Source organism: Streptomyces sp. NPDC028928 (assembly GCF_055564915.1).
Genome location: NZ_JBVHVI010000011.1, coordinates 355,606 through 373,401, shown reverse-complemented (window position 1 = coordinate 373,401; position 17,796 = coordinate 355,606). Strand labels below are relative to the sequence as shown.

Below are 17,796 nucleotides of genomic sequence, written 5' to 3'. Positions count from 1 at the left end.
CGTTCTTGGATTTTTTCTTTTCCTTTTTGTCCCGACCCCCCAACCTCCTGGCTCCCCCCCCCCCCCCCCCCCCCCCCCCCCCCCCGCTCCGGACGTGGACCGACGGTGCGTCAGACCTCCACGACCACCGGGAGGATCATCGGCCTGCGGCGATAGTTGTCCGAGACCCACTTGCCGAGGGTCCGGCGGACGAGCTGCTGGAGCTGGTGGGGCTCCACGACGCCGTCCTGGGCCGACCGCTCCAGGACCTCGGTGATCTTCGGGATGACGTCGGAGAAGGCCGAGTCCTCGATGCCGGAGCCGCGCGCCTGGACGTGCGGGCCGCCGGTGATCTTGCCGGTGGAGGCGTCCATGACCACGAAGACCGAGATGATGCCCTCGTCGCCGAGGATCTTGCGGTCCTTCAGCGCCGGCTCGCCGACGTCGCCGACAGAGAGGCCGTCGACGTAGACGTAACCGGCCTGGACCTTGCCGGAGATCTTGGCCTTGCCCTCGACCAGGTCGACCGCCACGCCGTCCTCGGCGATGACGATCCGGTCGTGCGGGACGCCGGTCAGGGCACCCAGCTCGGCGTTGGCCCGCAGGTGGCGCCATTCGCCGTGGACGGGCATGAGGTTCTTCGGGCGGCAGATGTTGTAGAAGTACAGCAGCTCGCCCGCCGACGCGTGGCCGGAGACGTGCACCTTGGCGTTGCCCTTGTGGACGACGTTGGCGCCCCAGCGGGTCAGGCCGTTGATCACGCGGTAGACCGCGTTCTCGTTCCCGGGGATGAGGGAGGACGCCAGGATGACCGTGTCGCCCTCGACGATGCGGATCTGGTGGTCCCTGTTGGCCATGCGGGACAGGGCCGCCATCGGCTCGCCCTGGGAGCCCGTGCAGACCAGGACCACCTCGTGGTCGGGCAGGTCGTCCAGCGTCTTGACGTCGACCACCAGGCCCGGCGGGACCTTCAGGTAGCCGAGGTCGCGGGCGATGCCCATGTTGCGGACCATGGACCGGCCGACGAAGGCGACCCTGCGGCCGTACTCGTGGGCGGCGTCCAGAATCTGCTGGATGCGGTGGACGTGACTGGCGAAGCTCGCCACGATGATCCGCTTGCGGGCGCCGGCGAAGACCTGCCGCAGGACGTTGGAGATGTCGCGCTCGTGCGGGGTGAACCCCGGGACCTCGGCGTTCGTGGAGTCGCTGAGGAGGAGGTCGATGCCCTCTTCGCTCAGCCGCGCGAAGGCGTGCAGGTCGGTGAGGCGGTTGTCCAGCGGGAGCTGGTCCATCTTGAAGTCGCCGGTGTGCACCACCATGCCGGCGGGGGTGCGGATGGCGACGGCCAAGGCGTCCGGGATCGAGTGGTTGACGGCGACGAACTCGCAGTCGAAGGGGCCGATGCGCTCGCGGTTCCCCTCCGCCACCTCCAGGGTGTACGGCCGGATCCGGTGCTCCTGGAGCTTGGCCTCGATGAGGGCCAGGGTGAGCTTGGAGCCGATCAGCGGGATGTCCGGCTTCTCGCGGAGCAGGAAGGGGACACCGCCGATGTGGTCCTCGTGGCCGTGGGTGAGGACGATGCCCTCGATGTCGTCCAGGCGGTCCCGGATGGACGAGAAGTCCGGCAGGATCAGGTCGATTCCGGGCTGCTCCTCCTCCGGGAAGAGCACTCCGCAGTCGACGATCAGCAGGCGGCCGCCGTACTCGAAGACCGTCATGTTCCGGCCGATCTCGCCGAGGCCGCCGAGCGGGGTGACCCGCAGGCCGCCCTCGGGGAGCGGCGGCGGCGGGCCGAGTTCAGGATGCGGATGACTCAAAAGACTCTCCTCAGCACACGCGCCACGTACCGGTACGGCACGTGGCGCGCATGACGTTTCGTGCGGAAGCAGTTGTCGTTGTGGATGCAGGCACCGGTGGCCTGCGTCTTCTGTTGTTCTTCAGTTGTGAAGCCCCTGTGGTGCCAAGTCTTTAATCAGAGCTGTACCCCGCCGGCAGCAAGATCGATCTTGAGCTGGGCGATCTCCTCGGGCGAGCACTCGACCATGGGCGAGCGCAGCGGTCCGGCGGGCAGTCCCTGGAGGGCGAGGGCGGCCTTGGTGGTCATGACGCCCTGGGTGCGGAACATGCCGGTGTAGACCGGGAGCAGCTTCTGGTGGATCTCGGTGGCCTTGACGACGTCGCCGGAGACGTACGCGTCGACGAGGGCGCGCAGGTCGGGGGTGACCAGGTGGCCGACGACCGAGACGAAGCCGACCGCGCCGACGGAGAGCAGCGGGAGGTTGAGCATGTCGTCGCCGGAGTACCAGGCGAGGCCGGACTGGGCGATGGCCCAGCTGGCGCGGCCGAGGTCGCCCTTGGCGTCCTTGTTGGCGACGATCCGGGGGTGCTCGGCGAGCCGGACGAGGGTCTCGGTGTTGATCGGGACGCCGCTGCGGCCGGGGATGTCGTACAGCATGACGGGCAGGCCGGTGGCGTCGGCGACGGCCGTGAAGTGCCGGTACAGGCCCTCCTGCGGGGGCTTGTTGTAGTACGGCGTGACGACCAGGAGGCCGTGGGCGCCGTCGCGCTCGGCCTGGCGTGCCAGCTCGATGCTGTGGTGGGTGTCGTTGGTGCCGACGCCGGCCACGACGTGGGCGCGGTCGCCGACGGCCTCCAGGACGGCTCGTACGAGGTCCGATTTCTCCGCGTCGCTGGTGGTGGGGGACTCGCCGGTGGTGCCGTTGATGATCAGGCCGTCGTTGCCTGCGTCCACCAGGTGGGCGGCGAGCCGCTGCGCGCCGTCGAGGTCGAGTGCGCCGTCCGCCGTGAAGGGCGTGACCATGGCGGTGAGGACCCGCCCGAAGGGGGTCTGCGGAGTGGAGGTCGGAGCCATGGGTAACACGCTACTCGGTGCTCGATGCGGGGTGTGCCCTTGGGGTGCCGGGAAAGTCAGGACAAAGTGGAGCCCGGCACTGCCTGCTCGGGGGTTCAAGCAGTGCCGGGTCCGTTTGATCAGGCTAGATGAACTTCTCTAAATGCCGCAATACGGACACTTCGCGAGGCTGATCCGTACATCCGTTCCGACAGGGGAACAAGGCTTCGTTACGGGGCCACACGCCCGTTCGCGTTGAAGGCGGCGTACGTCAGCGGCATGAGCTTCGCCCACTCCGCCTCCATCTTCTCGCCCACCATCTCGATCTCCCGCTGCGGGAAGGACGGCACCTTGGCCAGCTCGTGCTGGGTGCGCAGGCCGAGGAAGTGCATGAGGGAGCGCGCGTTGCAGGTGGCGTACATCGAGGAGTAGAGGCCGACGGGCAGGGCCGCGCGGGCGACCTCGCGGGCGACGCCCTCGGCGAGCATCTTCTGGTAGGCCGTGTACGCCTGCTCGTACGACTCCCGCAGGGTGCCGGTGACCGCCTCGTGCTGGGCCGGGGTGCCCTCGACGAAGACGTACTTGCCGGGGCGGCCCTCCTGGACGAGCTTGCGGGAGGCGTCCGGGACGTAGAAGACCGGCTGCAGCTCGCGGTAGCGGCCGGACTCCTCGTTGTACGACCAGCCCACGCGGTGCCGCATGAACTCGCGGAAGACGAAGATCGGGGCGCTGATGAAGAACGTCATCGAGTTGTGCTCGAACGGGCTGCCGTGCCGGTCGCGCATCAGGAAGTTGATCAGGCCCTTGGAGCGCTCGGGGTCCTTCTTCAGCTCGTCCAGGGACTGCTCGCCGGCGGTGGAGACACGGGCGGCGAAGAGCACGTCGGCGTCCGAAGCGCTGGACTTCACCAGCTCGACGGTGACGTCACTGCGGAACGTGAGCGACTCGGGGGTGGTCACGGGGGTAGGGGTCCTTCCCATCACTTCTGTGGTTGCCGCCCACCTTACGGGGCACTCGGCGGGGCCTGGCGCGGTGCCCCGGCGCCTCGCCCCAAAAAACGCGCCCGAGATTTTTTCGGACATGGGCACCTTTTGTGTCACTCGCGCGTCTGTACCGGTGAGATCCACGTGTTCGATCACGAACCCTGAGAGGAGCGGCACCCACGATGTTCCGTCGGCGCGAGCCCGTACCCTTCGCCTTCCTGGCCGAGGCGGACAGGTTCCGCAGTAATGTCACTCCCCCGCCCCGCAGGCGGGCGTCCTTCGGCGAGATAGCCGGGCGCTGGCTGCTGGGTCTGACCATCGTCGCCGGGCTCGCCGGCGCCCTGATCCTCGGCACACCGGCGCTCTCCACGCCGTCCGGTACGCCGGCTCAGCAGTCCCAGGCGTCCCAGGGGCACTGAAGCGCAGGCACCTACTCTTCCGGACGCCCACGGCTGGTGGGCCGGAACGGGGCCGGATAGCCTCACGGCACAGCTCCCGTGAGGACCGAGTGAGGACCAGCCGTGCCCCTGCCCTTCCTGACGGCCGACCGCACCTTTGATTCGGCGGCCGAGAGTGCGCTGCCGTACGACGACCCGGACCGCTGGCGGCGCCCCTATCGGCCCGGGCCCTGGCGCGTGGGTGTGGCCGCGCTGGTGCTGCTGCTCGCCTCGTTCGTGCTGTTCGCCGTGGTGCTCACCGCGCTGACCGGCTCGCTGTCCACCGCCACGGTGGTGCTCGGCGTGGGCCTGGCGATCGTCGCCGGCGCGCTGCGGCTGCTGCGCATGGGCGTGTGGGTGAGCGGGCGCGGGCTGCGCCGCACCGGCTTCCTGGTGACGCGGACGGTGCCGTGGGCACGGGTGGTCTCCGTGCGTACGGTGCAGCAGCCGGTGCGCTGGCTGGGGCTGCCGCGCACCGTACAGGGGCAGGCGCTGGCGCTCGTACGCAGGGACCAGTCCGCCGAGGACACCCCGCCGCTGCTCACCACGCACAGCCTGGACTTCCTGGGCCGGCCGATGGCCTTCGACCGGGCGGCGGACGCGGTGGAGGCGTGGGCCGCGGAGAACCACCACGGCTGACCGGAGGGTGCCCCGCGGGAGTGTGCGGTCAGGGGGTTGGACCTTGCGCGGTCAGGTTCGGACAGGGCGGCCGTCGTGCAAGGCGATGGCGCGTTGCATCGCCTTGCGGGCGCGGGGGGTGTCGCGGGCGTCGTGGTAGGCGACGGCGAGGCGGAACCAGCAGCGCCAGTCGTCGGGGGACGCCTCCGTCTCGGCCTTGCGCTTGGCGAAGACCTCGTCGGCCGAATCACGGTCGATCCGGCCGCTGGGCAGGCGCTTCAGCTCGTCGACCGGGAGGCCGCCCTCGGCCTCCAGCTCCGCGGCGAGGGCGTTGGCCCTGCGGACGAACTGGGTGTTCTTCCACAGGAACCACAGGCCGATGACCGGCAGGATCAGCACCGCCACCCCGAAGGTGACGGTGAGGAGCGTGCCGGACTGGATGAGCATCACGCCGCGGCTGCCGACCAGGGCGAAGTAGAAGACCAGGACGGCGGCCGTGACGAGGTAGGTGATCTTCGCGCGCATGACGTCGTCGGGCTCAGCTCAGGTCCAGGAAGTGTTCCAGGCCGAAGGTGAGGCCCGGAGTGGTCACCACGCGGCGCGCGCCGAGCAGGATGCCCGGCATGAAGCTGCTGTGGTGCAGCGAGTCGTGACGGATGGTCAGGGTCTCGCCCTCACCGCCGAGCAGGACCTCCTGGTGGGCCAGGAGGCCGCGCAGCCGGACGGCGTGGACCGGGACGCCGTCCACGGTCGCGCCGCGGGCGCCGTCCAGGGCCGTGGCGGTGGCGTCCGGCGCCGGGGCCGTACCCGCCGTACGGCGGGCCTCGGCGATGAGCTGGGCCGTGCGCGTGGCGGTGCCGGAGGGGGCGTCCACCTTGTTCGGGTGGTGCAGCTCGACCACCTCCACCGACTCGAAGTACGGCGCGGCGATCTGCGCGAACTTCATCGTCAGCACGGCCCCGATGGAGAAGTTCGGCGCGATGAGCACGCCGGTCTCCGGGGACTGGGCCAGCCAGCCCTTCAGCTGCGCGAGGCGGTCCTCGGTCCAGCCCGTCGTACCGACCACGGCGTGGATGCCGTGGCGCAGGCAGAAGTCGAGGTTGCCCATGACCGAGGCGGGGGTGGTCAGTTCCACGGCGACCTGGGCGCCGGTCTCCGCCAGCGTCTCCAGCTTGTCGCCGCGGCCGAGTGCGGCGACCAGTTCCATGTCCTCCGCGGCCTCGACCGCCTTGACCGCCTCGGACCCGATCCGGCCCTTGGCACCGAGGACCGCCACGCGCAGCTTGCTCATGTTCCTGCTTCCTAACCGGTGGTGTTTCAGGCGACCGCGTCGTGCAGCCGGGACGCCTGCTTGTCCTTGAGCGGGCCGATGACCGACAGCGACGGACGCTGTCCCAGGATGTCGCGGGCGACGGAGCGGACCTCGTCCGGAGTGACCGCGGCTATCTTCGCCAGCATGTCGTCCACGGACATCTGCTCGCCCCAGCACAGCTCGCTCTTGCCGATACGGTTCATCAGCGCGCCGGTGTCCTCCAGGCCCAGGACCGTGGAGCCCCTCAGCTGGCCGATGGCGCGGGCGATCTCGTCGTCGGAGAGGCCGTTCTGCGCGACGTGGTCGAGTTCGTCGCGGCAGATCCGCAGCACGTCGTGCACCTGGCTGGGCCGGCAGCCGGCGTAGACGCCGAACAGTCCGCAGTCGGCGAAGGCGGAGGTGTACGAGTACACGCTGTAGGCCAGGCCGCGCTTCTCCCGGACCTCCTGGAAGAGGCGGGAGGACATGCCGCCGCCGAGGGCGGTGTTGAGCACGCCCATGGCCCAGCGGCGGTCGTCGGTGCGGGCGAGCCCGGGCATGCCGAGGACGATGTGCGCCTGCTCGGTCTTGCGGCCCAGCAGCTCGACCTTGCCGGAGGTGCGGATCGTACGGCTGCCGTCGCGCGGGGCGATGGGCCGGGCGTCCTGGTCGGTGAGGGCGCCCGCCTTCTCGAAGGCCGCGCGGACCTGTCGTACGACCTTGTTGTGGTCGATGTTGCCGGCGCAGGCGACCACGAGGTGGGTGGGGTCGTAGTGCTTCCTGTAGAAGCGGCGGATGCGGTCGGCGGTGAGGGCGTTGACCGTGTCGACCGTGCCGAGGACCGGGCGGCCGAGGGCGTTGTCGCCGAACATGGTGTGCGCGAACAGGTCGTGCACACAGTCGCCGGGGTCGTCCTCGGTCATGGCGATCTCTTCGAGGATCGCGCCGCGCTCGACGTCGACGTCCTCTTCGAGGATCAGCGAGCCGGTCAGCATGTCGCAGACGACGTCGATGGCGAGGGGCAGGTCGGCGTCGAGCACGCGCGCGTAGTAGCACGTGTACTCCTTGGCCGTGAACGCGTTCATCTCGCCGCCGACCGCGTCGAGCGCGGAGGAGATGTCCAGGGCGCTGCGCTTGCTGGTGCCCTTGAAGAGCAGGTGCTCCAGGTAGTGCGTGGCGCCGTTCAGCGACCGGGTCTCGTCGCGGGAGCCGACGTGCGCCCAGATGCCGAAGGTCGCGGAGCGGACCGAGGGCAGCGTCTCGGTGACGATGCGCAGGCCGCCCGGGAGGGTCGTCTTGCGGACCGTGCCGATGCCGTTCTGGCCCTTGATGAGGGTTTGGGTACGGGCGACGGCCCGCGCCTCCGAAGAGGAGCGGGCCGTCACCTGCGAGCTACGGGACGTCACTGCTCGGCGTCGTCCTTCGAGGTCTCGTCGCCTTCCTCGCCCTCGATCACCGGAACGAGGGAGAGCTTGCCGCGGGAGTCGATCTCGGCGATCTCGACCTGGACCTTCTGGCCCACGCCGAGGACGTCCTCGACGTTCTCCACGCGCTTGCCGCCGGCGAGCTTGCGGATCTGCGAGATGTGCAGCAGACCGTCCTTGCCGGGCAGCAGGGAGACGAACGCACCGAAGGTGGTCGTCTTGACGACCGTACCCAGGTACCGCTCGCCGACCTCGGGCATCGTCGGGTTGGCGATGCCGTTGATCGTGGCGCGGGCGGCCTCGGCCGAGGGGCCGTCGGCGGCACCGATGTAGATCGTGCCGTCGTCCTCGATCGTGATCTCGGCGCCCGTGTCCTCCTGGATCTGGTTGATCATCTTGCCCTTGGGGCCGATGACCTCACCGATCTTGTCGACCGGGATCTTGACGGTGATGATCCGCGGGGCGTGCGGGCTCATCTCGTCGGGCCGGTCGATGGCCTCCATCATCACGTCGAGGATGTGCAGGCGGGCGTCGCGGGCCTGCTTGAGGGCCGCGGCCAGGACGGAGGCGGGGATGCCGTCCAGCTTGGTGTCGAGCTGGAGGGCGGTCACGAACTCCTTGGTGCCGGCGACCTTGAAGTCCATGTCGCCGAAGGCGTCCTCCGCACCGAGGATGTCGGTGAGGGTGACGTAGTGCGTCTCGCCGTCGATCTCCTGGGAGATCAGACCCATGGCGATACCGGCGACCGGGGCCTTCAGCGGCACACCGGCGTTCAGCAGCGACATGGTGGAGGCGCAGACCGAGCCCATGGACGTCGAGCCGTTCGAGCTGAGCGCCTCGGACACCTGGCGGATCGCGTAGGGGAACTCCTCGCGCGTCGGCAGGACCGGGACCAGGGCGCGCTCGGCGAGGGCGCCGTGGCCGATCTCGCGGCGCTTCGGGGAGCCGACGCGGCCGGTCTCGCCGGTGGAGTACGGCGGGAAGTTGTAGTTGTGCATGTAGCGCTTGCGGGTCACCGGGGAGAGGGTGTCCAGCTGCTGCTCCATGCGGAGCATGTTGAGGGTGGTGACGCCCAGGATCTGGGTCTCGCCACGCTCGAACACGGCGGAGCCGTGGACCCGCGGGATGGCCTCGACCTCGGCGGCGAGGGTGCGGATGTCGGTGAGTCCGCGCCCGTCGATGCGCTTCTTCTCCTTGATCACGCGCTCGCGGACCAGCTGCTTGGTGAGCGCGCGGTACGCGGCGGAGATCTCCTTCTCGCGGCCCTCGAACTCCGGCAGGAGCTTCTCGGCGGCGAGCCCCTTGACGCGGTCCAGCTCGGCCTCGCGCTCCTGCTTGCCGGCGATGGTGAGCGCCTGGGCCAGCTCGGGGCGGACCGCGGCGGTCAGGGCCTCGAACACGTCGTCCTGGTAGTCCAGGAAGATCGGGAACTCGGCGGTCGGCTTGGCGGCCTTGGCGGCGAGGTCGGCCTGGGCGCGGCACAGGACCTTGATGAAGGGCTTGGCGGCCTCCAGACCGGCGGCGACGACCTCCTCGGTCGGCGCCTCGGCGCCACCCTCGACCAGCTTGATGGTCTTCTCGGTGGCCTCGGCCTCGACCATCATGATCGCGACGTCGCCGTCCTCCAGGACACGGCCGGCGACGACCATGTCGAAGACGGCGTCCTCCAGCTCGGTGTGGGTCGGGAAGGCGACCCACTGGCCGCGGATCAGCGCGACGCGGACGCCGCCGATCGGGCCGGAGAAGGGCAGACCGGCCAGCTGCGTGGACGCGGACGCGGCGTTGATCGCCACGACGTCGTACAGGTGGTCGGGGTTGAGCGCCATGATCGTGGCGACGACCTGGATCTCGTTGCGCAGGCCCTTCTTGAAGGACGGGCGCAGCGGACGGTCGATGAGGCGGCAGGTGAGGATCGCGTCCTCGGACGGCCGGCCCTCACGGCGGAAGAAGCTGCCGGGGATCTTGCCGGCGGCGTACATCCGCTCCTCGACGTCCACCGTCAGCGGGAAGAAGTCGAGCTGGTCCTTGGGCTGCTTGGAGGCGGTGGTGGCCGACAGCACCATGGTGTCGTCGTCCAGGTACGCCACGGCGGAGCCGGCGGCCTGCTTGGCCAGGCGGCCCGTCTCGAAGCGGATGGTGCGGGTGCCGAAGGGGCCGTTGTCGATGACGGCCTCGGCGTAGTGGGTCTCGTTCTCCACTAGCGTTTTCTCCGTTACTGATCGTCTTTCGTCCCTTGGCTGCCCGTGTGGCAGGGGGACGGTGGCGGAGAAGCGCTCCGTGCGGTGCGGGCCGGTCTTCGATCGAAGCACCCGGGGCTCGCTTCCCCCCGGGGGCCACTACCGAGGACCGGCGGCGGCTAGGTGCGCTCCTCCTCGTTCTGTCTCGTTACTGCTGTCGTACGTCGTCGTGCTGTGCCGTACGTCGTTCCGTGTCGTGCGTACTGCGTTGTGCTACCACACTACAAAGCGTGAGTGACACTCCGCACGTTTCCGCACGTACGACGAAGGGAGCGGTCCCCGAGTCCTTCCGGGAACCGCTCCCCTCACGGCGTCTTACTTGGCGCCCGCCGCACCGCGGCGGATGCCGAGGCGGTCGACCAGCGCACGGAAGCGCTGGATGTCCTTCTTCGCCAGGTACTGGAGAAGGCGGCGACGCTGACCGACGAGGATCAGCAGGCCACGGCGGGAGTGGTGGTCGTGCTTGTGGGTCTTGAGGTGCTCCGTCAGGTCGGAGATCCGACGGGAGAGCAGAGCGACCTGGACCTCGGGGGAGCCGGTGTCACCCTCCTTGGTACCGAACTCGGCGATGATCTGCTTCTTCGTAGCGGCGTCGAGCGACACGCGTACTCCTCATAGTCTGTTGAGTGCCACCGAGTGCCCCCGGTCTACGTCTCGGGGGAGCTTCCGTTACTCGGGAGGCGGGGATCCGCTGGGCGCGGCCTCCAGAACACGCGGTTCCGGGGGTGCGTACACAAACGGCCGTCACTCAGGGTACCAGGCGATCGCGGGGGTCTTGCGCCCGGTCACCGAACCCTCCTGGCGGGGCCGCACCGGCCACTAGGGTGAGCCCGGGACCGTACCTACCTCGGGAAGGGGTTCGCTGCACGATGGCGGAGACGGAAGCGGAGATCAAGGCACGCAAGGAGCGGGAGCGGGACGAGCTGTACGCGCTCGACATCTCGGGCGTCGAGTGGCACTGCGCGCCGGGCACGGAGGAGCACGAGGAGCGGGTCGAGATCGCGTACCTGCCCGGCGGGGCGGTCGCCATGCGTTCCTCCCTCGACCCGGACACCGTGCTGCGCTACACCGAGGCGGAGTGGCGGGCGTTCGTGCTGGGGGCTCGGGACGGGGAGTTCGATCTGAAGCCGATGGCTCATAACGGTGGGCTTGACGTGCAGTGAGCCGCGCATGAGAAAGGGCGGCACGCGCGCGTGCCGCCCTTTTCGCCGTCCGGTTCCTAGCTGGTCATCGCCCGGGCCTGTGCGTACACGTCGAACACGGCCAGGGCCAGCGGGATCAGCGTGAGCAGGACGAAGCTCTCGGCGATCTCCAGGAAGCGACCCCAGAAGGGGGTGACACCGCGCCGTGGGGTGATCAGGGCGATCGCGGTGACCAGGGCGGTGGCCGCGGCGACGGCCGCGGCGAGCCAGACGCTGCGGATGTCGAGGGCGGCGGTGTCGCCCCGGAAGGCGTCGATCAGGTAGTCCCGGGGCGGGTTCAGGGCCAGCCCGAGGCCGAGGAAGATGATCGCGGCGAGGCCCGCGGCCAGGGTGGCGCCGACCTGCGCGGTGTAACGGAACAGGTGTGCCCGCATGAGCATGGCCAAGCCGGTCGCGAGGGCCAGCAGCTGGGCCCACATGTTGCTGGAGAAGCCGAGGACGATCGACGCGCCCACCGCGACGAGGGCGCAGCCGCCGACCAGGCCGACGAGGAGTTCGTGACCGCGCCGGGCCTGGGCGGCGACGCGCTCGGCGTCGACCGGCTCCTGGGGGGCCGGCTCACCGCTGTCGTAGCCGCCGCGGGAGGGGTTGGGCGGTTCGAAGCCGATGGGCAGCCGCGCGAAACGCATGGACAGGCCGGGCAGGAAGGCGAGCGCCACGACGGACAGCGGGGCGCAGACGGCGGCCGTCTCGATGGGCTCCAGGTCGGTGAGGATCGCGATGAAGGTCGTGATCAGGCCGATGGCGGAGGCGAAGACGAACGCCACGAACGGTCCATCGCCGCCCGGTGACACCAGGCTGAGTACCAGGGCGGCGAGGAGGACGGCGGTGCAGGCGAGCAGGAACTGGAGCCGTCCGATGCCCTCGCCCGAGGAGAGCGACAGCAGCCCGGAGCCGGCCACGGCGACGTTCGGCAGGGCGCCGAGTCCGAGCGCGACCGCGGAGCCCCGGTCGTCGTAGACGCGCGCGCGTACACACGCGATGGTGACGAGCAGGATGCCGCAGATGCCCGCGATGATGCCCTGCAGGCTGTGCATGTCGTGCCGGATCTGGGAGCTCCAGGCCACGAACGCGAGCAGCGCGGGCAGGATGCCGCCCGCGACGAGTCCGGCGGCCCGGGTGAGGTCGCCGTTCCACAGGGTGCGGTCCCGGGTGACGGCGGCGGCCACCGCCTCCGAGACGTCGTCGAGGACGGCCGGGGGCAGCGACTCGGCGAACGGGCGCAGGGTGAGGAGTTCGCCGTCGAGGATGCGCTGGGCCGTGAACGACCGGGCGCCGTCGAGGACGGTGCCGTCACGCCGTACGAGGTGGTAGCCGACCGGCGCGCCCTCGGCGGGGCTCTGCTGGGACAGCCGCAGGATCTCCGGGTACAGGTCGGCGACCGGTACGTCGTCGGGCAGCGCCACGTCGATGCGGCTGTCGGGCGCCACGATGGTGACGCGGCAGAAGCCGAATCCCATGCCCGCCCCGGAAGGGGCTCCGGTGCCTGGTCCACCGGTCGCGCCGGCCGGCGCGGAGGCCGTCATGCTCACCTGCTGTTCCCCCTCGTCGGTGGTGGGGCGGCGTTCGGTGCCACCGCGCACCCTTCCGCCCGTAAAGATGCTGTGTAGGTTGTGCGGCGCCCGCCCGCTCCACCGGCCGAACAAGCGGTTCTGGCCGGGAGTTACGGGAGGCACATGCTTCGAACCGTTGCGGATTGCCCGGGTTTTCCCGGAACGATTCGCAACTGCTCACGCGCTTCACCGGCACCCTACCGCCCGCCGTTGTCGGTGGTTGTCAGTAGGATCGCGCTTCGCGATCGACGTTCGCCTGACACGGGGCGGCGGACGAAACATCTCGGTCCGGCTAGGGAATTGGTGCGTAGTGAGCCACATCGTCGTCAAGCGCCCACCGCGGGCACTGCCGAAGGAAGTGCCCACGGACGAGGTCGTGCTGCAAGCTCCGCCGGAACTGCCGCGCGGACAGCAGGAAGGCGCACTGATGCAGCTCCTGCCCATGCTGGGCATGGGCGGATCGGTGGTGTTCTTCTTCAACCCGCAGGCCCAGCCCTTCATGAAGATCATGGGCCTGGTGATGGTGGCCTCGACCATCGCCATGGGCATCTCGATGCTGGTCCGCTACCGCCGCGGCAACCAGGGGCAGATGGCCGACCTGCGCCGTGACTACCTGCGCTACCTCTCGCAGACCCGGCGCGCCGCCATGGAGACCGCGAAGGCCCAGCGCGACACCCAGTACTACCTGCACCCTTCGCCGGAGCAACTGTGGGCGCTGGTCGCCGAGGGCAGCCGGGTGTGGGAACGGCGCACCGGCGACGAGGACTTCGGGCAGGTGCGCGTGGGCCTCGGCCCGCAGTCCCTGGCCACCCCGCTGATCCCGCCGCAGACCGCCCCGGTCGACGAGCTGGAGCCGCTGACCGCGGGCGCGATGCAGCGTTTCCTGGCCACCCACAGCACCCTTGACGACCTGCCGATGGCGGTCTCGCTGCGCGCCTTCTACCACGTGACGATCAGCGGCGAGCCGGGCACCGTGCGCGGCACCGCGCGTGCCGTCACCGCCTCCCTGGCCTCGCTGCACTCCCCCGAGGACCTGGTCATCGCCGTCGTCACCGCGCGCGAGTCGGCGCCCGAGTGGGAGTGGGCCAAGTGGCTGCCGCACGTGCAGGCCCCGGGCGTCGCCGACGGCGCCGGCAGTGTGCGTCTGATCGGCAGCGACCCGGTGGAGCTGGAGGACCGGCTCGCCTCCCGGCTGGAGGGCCGCCCGCGGTTCCACCCGGGCGGGTCGCCGGTGCCCGAGCAGCCCCATCTGGTGGTGGTGCTCGACGGCGTCTCCCTGCCGCCCAACTCGCTGCTGGCCAACCCCGAGGGTCTGCAGGGCGTGACGGTCCTGGAGGTCGTGCCGGGCGACCTCACCATCGGCCGCGGCGACCTCTCGCTCATCGTGCAGCCCAGGGAGCTGCGCCTGGAGTCGGCGCACGGCATGGTCTACGAGGGGACGCCGGACGTCCTGTCGTACGAGGCGGCGGAGGCGCTCGCCCGCCAGCTGGCGCCGCTGCGCATGGCGTCGGGTGGCGACGACGACGAACCGCTGCTCGCCAACCTGGAGTTCACGGACCTGCTGAACCTGGGCGACGCCGCCTCGGTCGACCCGAAGCGGACCTGGCGGCCCCGCTCGCAGTCGGAGCGGCTGCGCGTGCCGATCGGTCTCGGCGAGGACGGCCGGCCCGTGATGCTCGACCTCAAGGAGGCCGCGCAGGAGGGCATGGGCCCGCACGGCCTGTGCGTCGGCGCGACCGGTTCCGGCAAGTCGGAGCTGCTGCGCACCCTGGTCCTCGGCCTCGCCGTCACCCACTCCTCGGAGACGCTGAACTTCGTCCTCGCCGACTTCAAGGGCGGTGCGACCTTCGCCGGCATGGCGCAGATGCCGCACGTGGCGGCCGTCATCACCAACCTCGCGGACGACCTGACCCTGGTCGACCGCATGGGCGACTCGATCCGCGGCGAGCTGAACCGCCGTCAGGAGATGCTCCGCGACGCGGGCAACTACGCCAACATCCACGACTACGAGAAGGCGCGCGCGGCGGGTGCGCCGCTGCAGCCGATCCCGTCCCTCGTCCTGGTGATCGACGAGTTCAGCGAGCTGCTGACCGCGAAGCCGGACTTCATCGAGATGTTCGTGCAGATCGGCCGTATCGGCCGTTCGCTGGGCGTGCACCTGCTGCTGGCCTCGCAGCGCCTGGAGGAGGGCCGGCTGAGGGGCCTGGAGACGTACCTCTCCTACCGGATCGGTCTGCGGACGTTCTCGGCGGCCGAGTCCCGCGCCGCGCTCGGCGTCCCCGACGCCTACGAGCTGCCGAACGTCCCCGGTTCCGGCTTCCTGAAGTTCGGCACGGACGAAATGGTCCGCTTCAAGGCGGCGTACGTCTCCGGGGTGTACCGCACCAGCTCCCAGCAGGCCGCGGCGCTCGGCGGCCCGCTGCCCGTCGACCGCAGGCCGGTCCTCTTCACGGCGGCCGAGGTCCCGGTGCAGTACGCGGCGGTCCCGCAGCAGCGCCAGGAGGCGCCCGACGAGCGGCAGGACGACGCGCTCGCCGACACCGTGCTCGACGTGATCGTGCGGCGTCTGGAGGCGCAGGGCCCGGCGGCCCACCAGGTGTGGCTGCCCCCGCTGGACAGCCCGCCGTCGCTCGACGCGCTGCTGCCGGGGCTCGCCCCGGTGCCCGGCCGCGGCATGACCCAGCCGGGCTACGAGGGCGCGGGCCGGCTCGTCGTCCCGGCCGGCCTCATCGACAAGCCGTACGAGCAGCGGCGCGACCCGCTGTGGCTGGACTTCGGCGGCGCGGCCGGCCATATGCAGATCATCGGCGGCCCGCAGTCCGGCAAGTCGACGCTGCTGCGTTCGATCATCGCGTCCTTCGCGCTCACCCACACCCCCTACGAAGTGCAGTTCTACGGCCTGGACTTCGGTGGTGGCGGTATGGCCTCGGTGGCCGGCCTGCCGCACGTGGGCGGTGTCGCCTCCCGGCTGGACCCGGAGAAGGTCCGGCGTACGACGGCCGAGGTGTACGGCGTCATGACCCGGCGCGAGGAGTACTTCCGCTCGGCGGGCATCTCGTCCATCGCGGAGTTCCGCACCCGCCGCGCGCGCGGGGACATCTCGGTGACCGACCAGCCCTGGGGTGACGTATTCCTGGTCATCGACGGCTGGGGCAACTTCCGCACGGACTACGAGGCCCTGGAGCCGATGGTCCTGGACATCGCCGCGCGCGGTCTGGGCTACGGCATCCACCTGATCCTCACCGCCTCGCGCTCGATGGAGGTCCGCGCGAACCTCAAGGACCACCTGATGAACCGCCTCGAACTGCGGCTGGGTGATCCCATGGACTCGGAGATCGACCGCAAGATCGCGGCGAACGTGCCCACCGGGGTGCCCGGACGCGGTCAGACCCCGCAGAAGCAGCACTTCATGGCGGCGGTCCCGCGCATCGACGGGCTCTCCTCCGACACGGACCTCGCGGAGGCGACGACCGCCCTCGCGGCCGAGGTCACCCGCCACTGGCAGGAGCCCGGTGCTCCCGAGGTTCGCCTGCTGCCCCGCGAGTTCCCGGCGACGCAGCTTCCGCCGGGCGACCGCTTCCCGAACCGCGGCATCTCCTTCGCCCTCGACGAGGACAACCTGGAGCCGGTGTTCGTGGACTTCGAACAGGACCCGTTCTTCCTGGTGTTCGGAGAGAGCGAGTCCGGCAAGTCGAACCTGCTCAAGCTGATCATCAAGCGCCTGACCGAACGGTACGACGGAAACACCTGCAAGCTCTTCGTCGTGGACAACCGCCGCTCGCTGCTCGGGGTGACCCCGGATTCGCACCTGGCCGAGTACATCCCCATGTCGAACCAGATGCAGCACCACATGGACGCACTGGCCGACCTGATGCAGCGCCGCACCCCGACCGCCGACGTGACCCCGGAGCAGCTGCGCAACCGCAGCTGGTGGCGGGGCCCCACGGTGTACGTCATCATCGACGACTACGACCTCGTGTCCACGTCGAGCGGCAACCCGCTGGCGGGCCTGACGGAACTGCTGCCGTTCGCCCGCGACGTCGGCGTCCGCTTCATCATCGCCCGCTCCACGGCGGGCGCGGGCCGCGCCGGCTACGAGTCCTTCATGCAGCGCATCAAGGAACTCGGCGCACAGGGCGTGGTCCTCGCGGGCGACCCGGCCGAGGGCGACCTCCTCGGCGGCGTCCGGCCGCGGCCGATGCCGGCGGGACGGGGCATCTTCGTGTCGCGGAAGCGGGGGAAGCCGATGGTGCAGGTGGGGCTGGTGCGCGATGACGGCTGAGCGGGTCGTCGGCGCTCATGAGAGGGCCTCCCGGAGCGGTTCCGAGTGACCGCGCCAGGAGTCCGGCACGAGTTCCCTTCACGTCTCGGCTCGTACGCCGTCCTGACGGCTCTCGACGGCGACGCGATGAACACCGTCGCCGAGCGCCGTTTCATCGCCCGGAGCCACGACGGCGACCGGACAGTCGTCCTGGCGCTCCCGCCCATCGGTGCGGACCACGCGCGATGGGCCGCCGAGGCAACGACGGCCCGAGGGCTCGTGCTGCCCGCACTCGTGCGGATCGCCGAGCTCGACGCTTCGCCGACGCTCCCCTGGTACGGCATCGAGTACCGCCCGCTGCTCGCGCTGCCGGCGGTACTCGGTGCCAACGGCGGCCCCCTCCCCGAGCACACGGTGCGTGCGCTCGGCGCGTCCATCGCCTCATCGCTCGCTGTGGCCCACATGCAAGGCGTGACGCACGCCGGCCTCTCCCCGGAGGCGGTGTTGGTCGGCACGGAAGGGCCACGTATCGGCTGCTTCGGAGCTGCGCGGGTGGCGGCTCCTGACGGAGTGGTCCGCTCGGGCGTCCCATGGCTCAACCCGAGCTGCCTCGCACCGGAGCAGGCGTCCGGTGGACGGCCCCGTCCGCCTGGAGATGTCTTCGCTCTGGGAGCCGTCCTCTCGTACGCGAGTACGGGTCACACTGTTCCGGAGATCGACGAACTGCCTGGTTCTCTTCGTTCGCTGGTCTCCCGCTGTCTGTCCCGTGACGCCGCACAGCGGCCACAAGCGAGCGACCTCGCTCAAGAACTGGCCGGTTCGACTCCAGCATCACCGCAAGCCACCGTCCTGGACATGGCGGCCCCGCTTCCTCTTCCTGGGAAGGTCATCGCCGCGCTGGCCCGACAGTCCGCCGCGTTGCTCGCCGCGGAATTCCGCCTCGACTCCCGAATGTGACTG

Annotated in this window: 14 protein-coding genes; 5 read left to right on the top strand and 9 right to left on the bottom strand. The window is 70.2% G+C overall.

Features of this window, described 5'->3' with window-relative positions; translation table 11 throughout:
* Positions 1-110: 110 nt before the first annotated feature.
* The 3 genes from ACZ4U1_RS27010 to thyX all read right to left on the bottom strand — a co-directional run bounded on the left by ACZ4U1_RS27010 (position 111) and on the right by thyX (position 3,810).
* Entirely contained in the window at positions 111-1,796 is a 1,686-nt protein-coding gene (locus ACZ4U1_RS27010; protein WP_467906667.1) for a ribonuclease J, read from the bottom strand.
* Between the two features lie 155 nt (positions 1,797-1,951).
* Positions 1,952-2,851 carry a 4-hydroxy-tetrahydrodipicolinate synthase gene (dapA, locus tag ACZ4U1_RS27005; RefSeq protein ID WP_467906666.1) on the bottom strand — a complete coding sequence of 300 codons (900 nt, stop codon included), beginning with the start codon at positions 2,849-2,851 and terminating at the stop codon, positions 1,952-1,954.
* A gap of 209 nt (positions 2,852-3,060) precedes the next feature.
* Positions 3,061-3,810: an FAD-dependent thymidylate synthase gene (gene thyX, locus ACZ4U1_RS27000; RefSeq protein ID WP_467906664.1), complete on the bottom strand. Its 750-nt coding sequence runs from the start codon at positions 3,808-3,810 to the stop codon at positions 3,061-3,063.
* A gap of 185 nt (positions 3,811-3,995) precedes the next feature.
* Between thyX and ACZ4U1_RS26995 the strand changes: the two genes are divergently transcribed.
* Together ACZ4U1_RS26995 and ACZ4U1_RS26990 are read left to right on the top strand one after the other, a co-directional pair.
* Positions 3,996-4,232, top strand: a complete 237-nt coding sequence (locus ACZ4U1_RS26995) for a hypothetical protein (RefSeq protein WP_401398915.1) — start codon at positions 3,996-3,998, stop codon at positions 4,230-4,232.
* A 102-nt stretch (positions 4,233-4,334) separates the two neighbouring features.
* Positions 4,335-4,889, top strand: a complete 555-nt coding sequence (locus tag ACZ4U1_RS26990) for a hypothetical protein (protein WP_467906663.1) — start codon at positions 4,335-4,337, stop codon at positions 4,887-4,889.
* Between the two features lie 51 nt (positions 4,890-4,940).
* On the opposite strand, the gene ACZ4U1_RS26985 is transcribed toward ACZ4U1_RS26990, so the two are convergent.
* The 5 genes from ACZ4U1_RS26985 to rpsO all read right to left on the bottom strand — a co-directional run bounded on the left by ACZ4U1_RS26985 (position 4,941) and on the right by rpsO (position 10,423).
* The gene (locus tag ACZ4U1_RS26985) at positions 4,941-5,393 is read right to left on the bottom strand and encodes a hypothetical protein (RefSeq protein ID WP_467906661.1); all 453 of its coding nucleotides are present in this window, start codon (positions 5,391-5,393) and stop codon (positions 4,941-4,943) included.
* 13 nt (positions 5,394-5,406) lie between these two features.
* On the bottom strand, positions 5,407-6,159 hold the full coding sequence (dapB, locus tag ACZ4U1_RS26980; RefSeq protein ID WP_467906660.1) for a 4-hydroxy-tetrahydrodipicolinate reductase: 753 nt from the start codon (positions 6,157-6,159) through the stop codon (positions 5,407-5,409).
* A 26-nt stretch (positions 6,160-6,185) separates the two neighbouring features.
* On the bottom strand, positions 6,186-7,565 hold the full coding sequence (locus tag ACZ4U1_RS26975; protein WP_467906658.1) for a M16 family metallopeptidase: 1,380 nt from the start codon (positions 7,563-7,565) through the stop codon (positions 6,186-6,188).
* Entirely contained in the window at positions 7,562-9,781 is a 2,220-nt protein-coding gene (locus ACZ4U1_RS26970) for a polyribonucleotide nucleotidyltransferase (protein ID WP_467906657.1), read from the bottom strand. Before ACZ4U1_RS26970 ends, ACZ4U1_RS26975 begins: the two co-directional genes overlap by 4 nt.
* Positions 9,782-10,135: 354 nt before the next feature.
* Positions 10,136-10,423, bottom strand: a complete 288-nt coding sequence (gene rpsO, locus ACZ4U1_RS26965; protein ID WP_003997419.1) for a 30S ribosomal protein S15 — start codon at positions 10,421-10,423, stop codon at positions 10,136-10,138.
* Between the two features lie 266 nt (positions 10,424-10,689).
* On the opposite strand from rpsO, the gene ACZ4U1_RS26960 reads away from it, so the two are divergent.
* Entirely contained in the window at positions 10,690-10,983 is a 294-nt protein-coding gene (locus ACZ4U1_RS26960) for a DUF397 domain-containing protein (RefSeq protein WP_030657600.1), read from the top strand.
* A gap of 56 nt (positions 10,984-11,039) precedes the next feature.
* Here the strand turns inward: ACZ4U1_RS26960 and eccD are convergent, their stop codons facing one another.
* On the bottom strand, positions 11,040-12,548 hold the full coding sequence (gene eccD, locus ACZ4U1_RS26955) for a type VII secretion integral membrane protein EccD (protein WP_467906689.1): 1,509 nt from the start codon (positions 12,546-12,548) through the stop codon (positions 11,040-11,042).
* A 337-nt stretch (positions 12,549-12,885) separates the two neighbouring features.
* Between eccD and eccCa the strand changes: the two genes are divergently transcribed.
* Together eccCa and ACZ4U1_RS26945 are read left to right on the top strand one after the other, a co-directional pair.
* On the top strand, positions 12,886-16,857 hold the full coding sequence (eccCa, locus tag ACZ4U1_RS26950; RefSeq protein WP_467906655.1) for a type VII secretion protein EccCa: 3,972 nt from the start codon (positions 12,886-12,888) through the stop codon (positions 16,855-16,857).
* A gap of 45 nt (positions 16,858-16,902) precedes the next feature.
* Complete coding sequence (locus ACZ4U1_RS26945) at positions 16,903-17,793, top strand: protein kinase family protein (RefSeq protein WP_467906653.1); 891 nt, start codon at positions 16,903-16,905, stop codon at positions 17,791-17,793.
* Positions 17,794-17,796 lie beyond the last annotated feature (3 nt).